This is a genomic window from Oleiphilus sp. HI0066, assembly GCF_001635725.1.
In genome coordinates this window covers 24412-36624 of record NZ_LWFH01001223.1, presented here as the reverse complement: position 1 = coordinate 36624, position 12213 = coordinate 24412, and the positions used below count along the sequence as shown (strand labels likewise).

The following is a 12213-nucleotide window of genomic DNA, read 5'->3' as shown; positions in this document are numbered from 1 at the left end:
CAATTAGGTTAACACCTTCGGAACGATCAATTCATTAATAATCATAGACTTATGAGACTTCCGTTTTTTCAAATTGCGCACACTCTTTAGCAAATGCGTATTGAATACGCATTTGCTAATTCATTACCCCTTTAAAATCAGAGCTTTATAAGAATAAGCAATGATACCCGCCCCTCGTGCGGTTATCACAGGCGACCTGTAGATATAATTTGAACCAACACAACTCGACCTCTCGAAGCAGGTGCGGTCAAAGCGTTAAGGTCTGCAATCTTCTTCGAAGCGGGCATCGTGAACTGCGAAGCACTAACAGCCGCTTCTGTCTATCTTGAGACTATGACCTTTCAAACTTTGTTAACAACGTTTTTTGTTCACGGACTCCAAGTCAGGGAATCAATGCTAGGTGAGCTAAGGCATATGGCCAAATTTGGTAACCTAGAAGACCATAAGAGGTAAAATTCAAGCAAAAATGGTGGGCCTTCCCAGACTTGAACTGGGGACCTACCGATTATGAGTCGGGTGCTCTAACCAACTGAGCTAAAGGCCCATTCTTGCTTTGCTCTTTCGAAAATGAGCGAAGGGGATCTCTTCATCTAAGAGAGCCTTAAATGAAGAAGGGGCGCATTATAATGCGCCCCTTTAAACTTTGCTAGACGATTATTCGTCTAAGAAGCTGCGTAAATGATCAGAGCGCGTTGGGTGGCGTAATTTACGCAACGCTTTGGCTTCTATCTGACGAATACGCTCACGCGTTACATCAAACTGCTTACCAACTTCTTCCAAAGTGTGGTCCGTATTCATTTCAATACCAAAACGCATACGAAGTACTTTCGCTTCACGTGCAGTCAAACCAGAAAGAACACTACGTGTTGCTTCTTTAAGACCTTCACCTGTTGCTGTATCCACTGGAGATTCAGCCATAGTATCTTCGATAAAATCACCAAGATGCGAATCTTCATCGTCACCGATTGGTGTTTCCATAGAGATTGGCTCTTTAGCGATCTTGAGTACTTTACGTACCTTCTCTTCCGGCATATCCATGCGTTCACCAAGCTCTTCAGGCGTTGGTTCACGGCCCATTTCTTGCAACATCTGACGAGAAATACGATTCAACTTGTTGATCGTTTCGATCATGTGCACTGGAATACGGATTGTACGCGCTTGGTCTGCAATAGAACGCGTAATCGCCTGACGAATCCACCAAGTTGCGTAAGTAGAAAACTTATAACCGCGACGATACTCAAACTTATCTACGGCTTTCATCAAACCAATGTTGCCTTCCTGAATCAGATCAAGGAACTGCAAACCACGGTTGGTGTATTTTTTCGCAATCGAGATAACAAGACGCAAGTTCGCCTCGACCATTTCTTTCTTGGCACGACGCGCCTTCGCTTCACCGATTGAAATACGACGGTTCACGTCTTTCAACTGCGCGACCGTCAATCCAACTTCTTCTGCAATAAATGCAATCTTACGTTGCGAACGTACGATTTCATCTTTGTACAAATCAAGTTTGGCAGAAGCGGCATGCTTCTCTTCGAGAAGTTCGTTCACCCAGTTTAAATTCGCTTCATTACCAGGGAAACGTTTAATGAACTCTTTGCGATCCATGCCGCACTCGCGAGAGCAAATCGACAAGACATTACGCTCATTCACACGAACCACATCGTTCGCTGAACGAACAGAAGCTACCAAGTAATCGAACTGTTTAGCATTCAGCTTAAGAGGTGCAAACAGCTCACCTAACTCGTTAAGCTCTTTGATTGTTTCTTTGCTTGCACGGCCATGCTTCTCTTCAGTACGAAGCGCTTTGTCTAACTGAACACGGATCGCTTCAAAACGCTCTCGCGCTTCTTCTGGATCTGGACCGTTATCTGTTTCTTCCTCTTCATCGTCCGAATCATCAGAATTTTCTTTCGCTTCGGTAGGATTTACAGGAACAGGAATATTCGCTTCCGCTTCTGGATCAAGATAGCCAGTTAATACATCTGTAAGACGACCTTCGTCTTCTACGATTTGATCATACAAAGCGACAATAGAAGCAACCGAACCGGGGAAATGCGCAAGTGATGCCATCACATCACGTAAGCCTTCTTCAATACGTTTCGCGATACGAATTTCGCCGTCACGCGTAAGAAGTTCTACAGTACCCATTTCACGCATGTACATGCGAACAGGGTCAGTGGTTCGTCCAGCTTCTGTTTCTACTGCTGCAAGTGCTGCGGCGGCTTCCGCGGCAGCTACTTCATCAGTAGAGTCGCCGTCGGACATAAGAAGAGAGTCGGAATCTGGCGCTGTTTCTACTACCTGAATCCCCATGTCATTGATCATGCGGATAATGTCTTCAACCTGATCCGGATCAGCAATATCTTCAGGTAAGTGGTCGTTTACTTCAGAGTAAGTCAAATACCCTTGCTCTTTACCGCGAGCAATCAGTACTTTTAAACGCGACTGTTGTGAATCTGTTGGCATGTTCACCCTATTGTCTGGTGGCCGATTAAAAAATAGTCGGCCATTATACGGAATAATTAATCACCCACAAAGGAAAAGTGCGATCATAAACACAGAAATCAAGCTTATTAACAATTAAAGACGCTCAGATATTCGAGTGGTTACTGCTTGAGCTTGGCTGCGCTCTTCGTCGGTTAGTTGATCGGGTGATGTTATAAGCTTAGCTGCTCGCAGCGCATCAACACGTTTTTTTTGTTCGATTGCGCGTTTTATTATGAAATCTAATTCTTCAATCGCGATATCAGGCTCTGGAATCGCTTCAATCCCCGAAAACAAATCAAAAAATCGCTCGCGATAACCTTGCTGATCAACGGCAAGTTGATACATCAAATCTTGCTGCGACATGATCTTAAACTTGGTTATGAACCCAACAAACATCGCCGCTGTTTCAGACTGGAAGGTAATGTCTAAATCATTGAGTGCCTGATGTCTTTCTGGAGCGAAGTATAGTCCTAAACAAATCGCGATATCTTTAGTACGAATTACACGAATCTCGGAGCTCTCACGTGTCACTTGACGCCCCGGCTCAGAAAACTTCTTACGCGGACTAGTTAGCTCTTTAAGACGGTCCCACAAGCCCGACTTTAATGCACTCTTAGGTAAATCATTTAAGATCTCTTGCACTCTGCTACGAAGAACGCCCCGATCTTCTGGCAAATCAAGATTTAAGCCCTGCGTGTGAACCTGAAAAAAGAACTCAGAAAGCGGTAAAGCTCGCTCGATACGTTTCTCAAAATTATCCGCACCCTCTTCGCGAATTAAGGTGTCAGGATCTTCTCCCTGAGGGAGAATTAAAAAGCTAAATTGCATGCCGTTTTCATACATCGGCAGCAAATTATCCATCGCCTTTTGAGCAGCTCTCATACCCGCAGCATCACCATCAAAACAGAAAATCAGTTTTTTGCAGCGACGTAATAGCTGACCTAAGTTTTCTGCGTTAGTCGCAGTTCCCAAAGTTGCTACAGCATAATCAATCCCGTGCTGAGCAAGAGAAACCACATCCATGTAACCCTCAACAACAAGAAGCTTTTCAATACTTCTAAGGGCTCTAGATGCTTCGAACAGCCCATAAATCTCGTTACTTTTGTGAAAAACACGAGACTCGGGAGAGTTGATGTACTTTGCTTTATCGTCGCCTAAGGTTCTTCCACCAAAACCAACAGTCTTGCCACGCATGTTCCGAATAGGAAACATCAAACGGTTCTGAAACAGATCAAAAGGTCGCTCATACTTTTGCGAGACCAATTTCATTTCAACGAGCTTAGCAAGCTGCCGGTCTCCCGCCTGACCTCCAACAAAATCTCGTTCAGCTGGCGCATAACCGATACCAAAACGCTCAATCACCTCATCACTTAAACCGCGCATTTTTATATAACGCTGTGCGACATCTTTACTGGTATGATTAGCGAGAGCTTCTCTATAACGCCTATCTACGGCATCTAAAGCTTCAAAATATGGCTTCGTTTCGTCATATGCTTGCTGCAGACGCTGGTCTCGCGGCACTTCAACACCCGCGATCTTGGCAAGTTCTTCTACTGCTTCAACAAAATTGAGATTGTCATACTCTCGCAAGAATGAGATCGCATCACCGCTCGCACCACAACCAAAGCAATGATAGAAATTCTTCTGCGCATTGACGTTAAAAGAGGGAGTATTTTCGTTATGGAATGGGCAGCAGGCTTTGTAGCTAGTTCCAGCTTTCTTTAGCTTGATTCTTGAAGAAACAACATCAACAAGCGGCACTCGCTCGCGCAGTTCTTCAATAAAGCTTTGAGGAATTTGACCTGCCATAGATTATTCCGCCGATAGAGAAACTTTAAGTAGAGGCACTTAAAAAATGTAGCGGTAGCAGATTAACTTGATAGACGTTTTTTTACTAGACCACTCACTGCGCCAACGTCTGCTCGACCTTGTAGCTGTGGTTTGAGAATAGCCATAACCTTACCCATGTCACGAACTGACTCTGCGCCAGATTCGCTAACAGCATCTTCGAGTAACGAATTAATTTCGTCTTCGGATAATGCTTTAGGAAGAAAGGTTTGAATCACTTCAATTTCCTTTGCTTCCACGTCGGCAAGGTCATCACGACCAGCATCTGTGTATTGCGTAAACGAGTCTTTTCGCTGCTTTAGCATTTTATCTAATACAGCTAAGCAACGTGCGTCATCCAATTCGATACGCTCGTCGACTTCTATACGCTTGAACTCAGCAAGGATAAGACGAATAGTTGCTAGGCGCTCTTTTTCTTTAGCGCGCATAGCGTCTTTCATTGCTGAGCTAATGCTGGCCTTCAGCCCATTTTGGGACATAAGCGTTTACTGATCTTAGTAAAGACGCTCGAAACGACGCTGTTCACGCTGAACTTTCTTAGCGTGACGCTTAACCGCTGCAGCTGCTTTACGCTTACGAACAGTTGTTGGCTTCTCGTAGTGCTCGCGACGACGAACTTCAGACAATACACCAGCTTTTTCGCAAGAGCGCTTAAAGCGACGAAGAGCGATATCAAATGGCTCGTTTTCTTTAACTTTTACAGAAGGCATTCAAATTACCATTAGTACGTTTAAAAATTCGTTCTAACTGCTTAAAACCACCGTTAAGAGGTTTTTAACGCAGTTTGTTTAGGGGCGCGAATTCTAATGTTATTTTTTAACCAAGTAAAGCCTTTTCATAAATGTGCTTAAAATTCAGCTATGGCTCACATTTTTGTAGGGCAGCCAACGTTTCGCATCCTCATTAAACTGCTCAATATGCTCTCGCTCCTCATCTAAGAATCGATCAATTGCGCCGCGAAATTCAGGGTGCTGTATATAGTGCAAAGAATGCGTCGTCACCGGCTCAAATCCGCGCAGTAATTTATGTTCACCTTGAGCTCCTGCATCAAAACGCTTCAAACCATGTTCAATACAGTACTCAATACCTGCGTAATAACACACTTCAAAATGCAGCAAAGGAATGCCTGTTAATGCTCCCCAATAACGCCCATATAGGCTCGATTCACCTTTAATAAACAGCGCGCTAGCGATCACTCTTTCGTCAGCGTCAAACGCAAACAAAAGCAAACAGTGTTCTGGCATTGAACGGAATAAGCGTTCAAAGAACACTCTATTCAAGTATGGCGCTTGACCTCTGACATGGTAAGTACTCTGATAACAGGCCACGAAGTCTTCAAACTGACCTTCACTCAGAGCGTTCGCCTCAATCCATTGGTAGTGAATACCTTGATCAGATAACTGGCGACGCTCTTTACGAATATTCTTCCGTTTGCGCGAACTTAAACAATCTAAGAAATCCTCAAAGTTTTGATAGCCTTTATTAAACCAATGGTATTGCACCCCCTTTCGATGCCCCCAAAGTTCTGAAGCATGTTCAGAGTGGTTCGCATCTGGAAACAATATGTGCGCAGAGCTAAAGTCATGATCAAGGCAGTGCTTTTCTATGGTTTGAGAATATAGAGACTCCAGCTCGGCCCATTTGATTGCGGTAGCGTCAAACAAAATACGTGCAGAGACAGAAGGCGTAAAAGGGATACTCGCCAGCAACTTCGGGTAATAGTTATAACCATGGCGCGCATAGGCATCTGCCCATGCCCAATCAAACACATACTCCCCGTAGGAATGACGCTTTTTATAGACCGGGGAAAATGCAAGCAAACGGCCACCTTTCGTCCACACCGAAAAATGATAAGGCTCCCAGCCAGTTTTCGCGCACACACACTCAGACAATTCCAATGCCTTTAAAAAGGCATAGCGCATAAAAGGCTGATCAGGATCAGATAAGCTATCAAACTCTTGTTCGTTAATATCACTCAATTGAGTTGGGAATTTAATCCGTATATCCATGTCGTCTTTTACGCCACTTACTGTTTAGATTTGCACACTTTTGATAAGCTCCACGCCCATTCAATATGGAGACATCAAAACATGACAGAACAAGAGTTTTTAGCACAATTGCGCCAATCACCTGAGTCCATTGACTTTAAAACAAGTATTGCGGTGATTGAAGAAAATTACGCATTCACACCTATTGCATTTAAGGTAGGAAACCAAGAAAACAAGCTAGGCGAAAATCAGGGCTCTTGTAAGTTATTGGCATACGCGCAACGCCAGAATCTGGATGCACAGCTCGCGCTGCATTTGTTTGGAGACTTCTACAGAAAAGACGTGCTCGAAAACCCAGAAGGGACTGATCACCAAAATATTCGAAACTTTATCGAATTTGGCTGGGAAGGCGTAGCGTTCGAAGGCGAAAGCTTAAGCGCCGCTTAAGACGCTTTTTTGATAATAGGGCGAGTACAGTTTCGCCCTTCTTCTTTTGCTTCGTACAAACTGATATCTGCCGCTTTAAGAAGCCCAGAAAAGCCTGACGAGAACTTAGTTGAAGCTAAACCACAGCTAATCGAAACCTTCACGCGACGCGAAGAATACATAAATCGCTCTTGCTCAATAGATTCACGAATCCGTTCGATCAATTGATACGCTTGTTCAATACTCGTATTCGGCAGTAAAACAATAAACTCTTCTCCGCCCCACCGCGCGACGCTATCACTTCCTCGAACTGTGGCTTGCAATTTTTCTGCTAGCTGCACCAGTACTTGATCGCCAACATCATGGCCAAAGCGATCGTTTATCTTTTTGAAGTAATCAACGTCACAGATAACGATACTAAATTCCTGCCCTTCTCGTTGAGAACGAATCAGTTCGCTATCGATACGTTCAGAAACGCCACGACGATTCAGCAATCCTGTCAGTTCGTCTGTTCTCGCTAGATCCTCTAAAGCTTTACTCACCTTCGAATGCGCTAAAGCAGCTGACACTCTAGCCCTCTCCATGGTGTACGCCATGATCGTGACAAACATCATTGAGCCAATGAAACGCATCTTCGTATTACTGTTGTATACCAACTCTAGGCCGAACATACCTGGCAGAAATAGGATAAACACCGATGCTGTTAAAATAGCGGCAAGCACTAATGTCCCAACATGCATCCCCATAATTGAGAACACGAGAAGTGGATAGGCATAGAGCCAGTAGATACCGGTTCCGCCTTCTCCACCAGAGATAAGTAGATAGAAATAAAAAAAGGTATAGGATGTTGCTAGAAAATTACGATGAAAGCGCCAGCGTCCAAAGAACTTATAGGCAAAGAAACTAGAAAGCACTAAACCCGAAAAACCAATAAGACTTAAGCCGTATGTTTCGTGCCCTGTTAAATATGATTTCGTGCCGAAAATCATTAACAGCGGAACAGTTAAATAGCAAAGCAAATCTACGACCAGTTTGGCCGACACTAAACCGCTATGTTCCTGCTTTGTCATAGGCAAGGCACTTATCATTCAATACATCCTGAATACATTTGAAAGCATCGCTCTGCAAGTTGGTATTTTTGCTCGAGGTTTTGCTCATTAACTTATTGAGTATGTCAGCGTACTGAATCTTCTCAATGCGAGTTTTGTTAACGCAATGCAAATTCTTATAAAATTAATGTTGCTAATTTCGGTCTTCTAACTCTTCGATCTGTTCTTGTAGATCAAACCATTGCAGTTCAATTTCTTCTACTTCAGTGCTTAGATCGCCACGCTTTTCAAGCAAGGCTTTTAATCGCTGCTTGTTTTCATCATCGTAAATAGAAGGAGATGCCAACTCATTCTCAATGGCCGACAACTCACTTTGTAGCGTTTCTAAGCTTGCATCTAGTTTGGCCAACTGTTTCTTCAAGGGACTTAACTTTTTGCGCGCTTCGGCTTCTTGGCGCTTTCGCTCTTTACGCTGTTCACTGGTCTCACCAGCAGATTCACTAAGCGTATTCGACTCAGAATTATCGGGCTCTTGAAGCTGTCGATGAAATCCCTCTAACCAACGCTCATAGTCTTGCAAATCGCCTTCAAAGGTATCGACTTTACCTTCAGCGACCAACCAATAATCATCGACTGTATTCTTTAACAAATGACGATCGTGAGACACCACCACGATGGCGCCCGAGAACTCTTGTAGTGCCAGCGTTAAAGCGTGGCGCATCTCTAAATCCAAATGGTTAGTTGGCTCATCTAAAAGCAGTAGATTAGGTTTTTGCCAGGCAATGATTGCAAGCGCCAATCGCGCCTTTTCTCCGCCGGAGAATTTCTCAATAGTGCCGGTCGCATCATCACCTCGAAAATTAAAGCCTCCTAAAAAATTACGAATGCTTTGTTCCGTTGCCGATGGCGTGAGTCTTTGTAGATGCAAAATTGGACTCGCATTCATATCAAGCGCTTCCAGCTGATGCTGAGCAAAGTAACCAATGTGTAAATGCTCTCCGTGCGTTCGCTCGCCTCGTAACAAGGTTTGTTGATCAACCAATGATTTAATTAGAGTCGACTTACCTGCCCCGTTTGGCCCTAACAGACCAATGCGTTGGCCCGGCAATATTGCACATGAGAAGTCATGGATAATGCTTGTATCCTGATAGCCCAGATCTACATGAGACAAATTCAACAAAGGGCTAGACGTTTTATCTGATTCAGGAAAGCTAAAACTAAATGGTGAATCAACGTGTGCAGGCGCGATGAGTTCCATTCGTTCAAGCTCTTTCAAACGACTTTGGGCTTGCTTGGCTTTTGTCGCTTTAGCTCTAAAGCGACTTACAAATGACTGAATCTCAGAAATACGCTGCTGTTGCTTGGCATATTGTGACTGCTGTAGCGCTAGCTTCTCGGCTCTTAGTCGCTCGAAGTCTGAATAAGTACCGGTATATTGATGTAACTGACGATGCTCAAAGTGCAAGATACTCGTTGCTACTGCATCGATGAAATCCCTATCGTGCGAGATAAATAGAAGTGTGCCTTGATAGCGCTTCAGCCATTGCTCGAGCCAAAGCATGGCGTCAAGATCCAAGTGGTTAGTTGGTTCATCTAACAACAGTAAATCGGATGGGCACATTAGTGCTTGTGCCAAATTCAGTCGAATACGCCAACCACCAGAGAAGCTTGCAACGGGCGAATATAACTCGCTTTCTGAAAATCCTAATCCGTGTAAGAGTTTTTTGGCATCAACGGGTATTTGATAGGCATTGATCGATTCGAGTTCACCATGGATGTTAGCAATAACATGATTGTCTTCTTGCTCTTGCGCGAGCTCCAGGCGTTCTTGCAAGCGGCGAAAAACATGGTGTCCATCCATGACATAGTCAAGCGCCGAACGCTCGGAACTTTCGACTTCTTGCGCCATATGCGCAATGCGACAATTACCGGGTAAATGGTAAGCACCTGCATCCGTCGACAATTCACCCAACAGAAGTTTGAATAAACTCGTTTTACCCGCGCCATTCGCCCCAACAATCGCAACGCGTTGTCCATCCGCTATGTTGGCGTCTGCGTTTTCAAGCAGCGGCTCAGGGCCTCGACGCAGTGTCATTTCAGTAATCTTAAGCATGAATCATCACTTCAGGTAGAACTCGCCGCGCAAGGTAGCGGATAATAGCGCGTACATCAACGCATTGACGCTCTAGATTATGAACAAAGATAATAATGCTGAACACTTCTGGCAGTTTTCAATAATGCTTTGGAAGCAAGAAGACATTAAGAACATACTAATGCACGCTCAAGATCATAAGGATCTGGATATCAATTTATGTCTGTTTGCACTTTGGTCATCAAAACAGAAAAAAAGATTGGGATCTCAAGCAGAGCAAATTCTTAAAATTCAACAAGATTACTATTTCGATTTAATTAAGCCTACGCGGCAGCTCCGTCAACGGGCTAATCACTATGGCAACTCATCTTTAAAACAGCACTATCTCGATGCGGAGCTTGCAGCAGAAAAAGCCTACCAAGGCCAGTTATGTCAGCTCAGATTAGAGATTGCGCCAGAATCCGAAGAATTAACAGCTACACTTAAGGAGAATTTGAGACTAGGTAGCCGCGTTAACTGGTCAGAGCCTTCTTTGAAAAAGATGTTGGAGACTATTCTGTGAAATGGGTGTATCGCTTGTTTTCTGTCATTATTTTAGTGGGTGCACTAAGTTTACCGTTTTATGCAGACTATCAAGCCGGTGGTGACTTTCTCAATATTAAAGAAATGCCAGACAAACTAATAAGCGCCATTACACCTAGCTCTGGTGGCATCTACACAGATGAACCTAAAGAGTCTCAGGTGAACAATGCTTCCGAGACAAAGAGCTCTCTAGAATATTATCGTTGGCAAGACGAACATGGGCAGTGGCATTTCAGTGATGAAAAACCATCCAATCAAAAGAATGTACAAAGTGCGCAACTGAAACCCGAAGCACTCCAAACGATCTCAGGTATGGATCCAAGTCTGATCAATAAAACCTATCAAAACGACTCTTCAAACCTTAATACATCCCCCACCTTATCTACGTCTGAAAGTATGACGCAACCAACACTCGAAAATATGACTGAAGTAATGCAGAATGCGCGCGACGCAGCGCAGCTCATGAACGAACGTAATCGAGCATTGCATCAGCTCGTCACCGATTAATTACATCAGGGTTCGGAACGTGGCGTATAGAGTTAAAGAGATGTTTTATAGTTTACAGGGTGAAGGCGCACGCGCAGGACGTGCTGCAGTGTTCTGTCGCTTCAGTAAATGTAATCTCTGGAATGGACGAGAAGATTCAAGAGCCGATGCCATCTGCGATTTTTGCGATACGGACATTGTTGGTACTGATGGCCAAAATGGTGGCACATTCGCTAATGAAGAAGAGTTGAGTAAGGCCATTTACGAGATGTGGCCAAGCGCAGATCAGAACGGCCGCTCAGAGCCCTACGTGATTTTTACGGGTGGAGAGCCTCTATTACAATTAGATAAAGCCTTGATTGATAAAATGCATTCACTTGGCTTTGAGGTTGCGATCGAAACAAACGGTACCTTAGAAGCGCCAGAAGGCATTGATTGGATTTGCATTAGCCCTAAAGCAGACGCAACACTAAAATTGACTCGAGCGAATGAACTAAAACTGGTATTCCCTCAGGAACTTGCCAAACCTGAACAGTTTGAAGCGTTTGATTGCGAGTATTTTTTCTTATCGCCTAAAGCAAATCCACTCGAACAAAGCAAGCAGGACTCAGTAAAGCAGTTTAACACTCAGCTCGCGCTAGATTATTGTCTCGCAAACCCTCAGTGGCGACTGACGCTGCAAACCCACAAAATTCTGAATATTGATTAAAACGAAGAGCCCGGCTGAGTTAAGAATTCAACCTCTTGCTCGGTAGAGTCGCGACCTAAAAGAGCATTTCGATGAGGGTATCGCCCAAAGCGCTCAATAATACGAAAATGACGTTTCTCAAAGTCTAAATTGTTTTCTAAACCTTCTTGATCAAATACCTGCAAAGCCAGTTCATGATCGGTTTTTTCTTCACTATGCATCAAAGGCATATAGATAAACGCTCGCTGCGTCACGCTCAACTCTTTATCGCAACCTAGATTAATTGCTTCTTTAGAAAGTGTTACCGCCAAGGTATCACGAGAAAAACTATCTGCCTCATCGCGATAAATGTTACGGGTAAATTGATCAAGAATAATGATTTCAGCTAGACGCCCTTCTGCTGAATCACGCCAATGGGCAAGCTCGCCGTTTTTAGCCTCAATATTTAACTGACCGAAGCGTTTGTCGATATCCTCATCGAGCTTAGCGTCTTTGATCCAATGATGATTTGGCTCCAACTCTTCAAACCAAAAGTGCAGTACGTTTTCAATATTCTTATCCATA

12 protein-coding genes and 1 tRNA gene are annotated in these 12213 nt (G+C 43.9%); 4 read left to right on the top strand and 9 right to left on the bottom strand.

Annotation, left to right across the window (positions count from 1 at the left end; translation table 11 throughout):
* Positions 1 to 467: 467 nt before the first annotated feature.
* From A3738_RS17655 to A3738_RS17630, 6 genes are all read right to left on the bottom strand, one after another.
* Positions 468 to 544 (bottom strand) — tRNA-Ile (locus A3738_RS17655).
* Between the two features lie 110 nt (positions 545 to 654).
* Entirely contained in the window at positions 655 to 2469 is a 1815-nt protein-coding gene (gene rpoD / locus A3738_RS17650) for an RNA polymerase sigma factor RpoD (protein ID WP_068474067.1), read from the bottom strand.
* Positions 2470 to 2583: 114 nt separating this feature from the next.
* Positions 2584 to 4299 carry a DNA primase gene (gene dnaG, locus A3738_RS17645; protein WP_068474065.1) on the bottom strand — a complete coding sequence of 572 codons (1716 nt, stop codon included), beginning with the start codon at positions 4297 to 4299 and terminating at the stop codon, positions 2584 to 2586.
* 62 nt (positions 4300 to 4361) lie between these two features.
* Positions 4362 to 4817, bottom strand: coding sequence for a GatB/YqeY domain-containing protein (locus tag A3738_RS17640; RefSeq protein ID WP_068474061.1), 456 nt, complete (start codon positions 4815 to 4817; stop codon positions 4362 to 4364).
* 15 nt (positions 4818 to 4832) lie between these two features.
* Positions 4833 to 5048: a 30S ribosomal protein S21 gene (gene rpsU / locus A3738_RS17635; protein WP_068451124.1), complete on the bottom strand. Its 216-nt coding sequence runs from the start codon at positions 5046 to 5048 to the stop codon at positions 4833 to 4835.
* A gap of 144 nt (positions 5049 to 5192) precedes the next feature.
* Positions 5193 to 6347: a GNAT family N-acetyltransferase gene (locus tag A3738_RS17630; protein WP_068474058.1), complete on the bottom strand. Its 1155-nt coding sequence runs from the start codon at positions 6345 to 6347 to the stop codon at positions 5193 to 5195.
* Between the two features lie 81 nt (positions 6348 to 6428).
* Between A3738_RS17630 and A3738_RS17625 the strand changes: the two genes are divergently transcribed.
* Positions 6429 to 6773 carry a HopJ type III effector protein gene (locus tag A3738_RS17625; RefSeq protein ID WP_068474055.1) on the top strand — a complete coding sequence of 115 codons (345 nt, stop codon included), beginning with the start codon at positions 6429 to 6431 and terminating at the stop codon, positions 6771 to 6773.
* Here the strand turns inward: A3738_RS17625 and A3738_RS17620 are convergent.
* Positions 6770 to 7822 carry a GGDEF domain-containing protein gene (locus A3738_RS17620; protein WP_068503016.1) on the bottom strand — a complete coding sequence of 351 codons (1053 nt, stop codon included), beginning with the start codon at positions 7820 to 7822 and terminating at the stop codon, positions 6770 to 6772. The two genes, A3738_RS17625 and A3738_RS17620, sit on opposite strands and share 4 nt — an antisense overlap.
* A 172-nt stretch (positions 7823 to 7994) precedes the next feature.
* Positions 7995 to 9914 (bottom strand): ATP-binding cassette domain-containing protein, encoded by a 1920-nt coding sequence (locus A3738_RS17615; protein ID WP_082878568.1) that lies wholly within the window; start codon positions 9912 to 9914, stop codon positions 7995 to 7997.
* 79 nt (positions 9915 to 9993) lie between these two features.
* On the opposite strand from A3738_RS17615, the gene A3738_RS17610 reads away from it, so the two are divergent.
* The 3 genes from A3738_RS17610 to queE are packed head-to-tail and all read left to right on the top strand — an operon-like array spanning position 9994 to position 11670.
* Complete coding sequence (locus tag A3738_RS17610; RefSeq protein ID WP_068483426.1) at positions 9994 to 10455, top strand: DUF2390 domain-containing protein; 462 nt, start codon at positions 9994 to 9996, stop codon at positions 10453 to 10455.
* A complete protein-coding gene (locus tag A3738_RS17605; RefSeq protein WP_068474608.1) occupies positions 10452 to 10982 on the top strand; it encodes a DUF4124 domain-containing protein in 531 nt (176 codons plus the stop codon). Before A3738_RS17610 ends, A3738_RS17605 begins: the two co-directional genes overlap by 4 nt.
* Positions 10983 to 11022: 40 nt before the next feature.
* Positions 11023 to 11670: a 7-carboxy-7-deazaguanine synthase gene (queE, locus tag A3738_RS17600; protein ID WP_068483430.1), complete on the top strand. Its 648-nt coding sequence runs from the start codon at positions 11023 to 11025 to the stop codon at positions 11668 to 11670.
* Here queE and A3738_RS17595 read toward each other — a convergent pair.
* A complete protein-coding gene (locus tag A3738_RS17595) occupies positions 11667 to 12212 on the bottom strand; it encodes a DUF924 family protein (protein WP_068483433.1) in 546 nt (181 codons plus the stop codon). The genes queE and A3738_RS17595 overlap by 4 nt on opposite strands.
* Position 12213 lies beyond the last annotated feature (1 nt).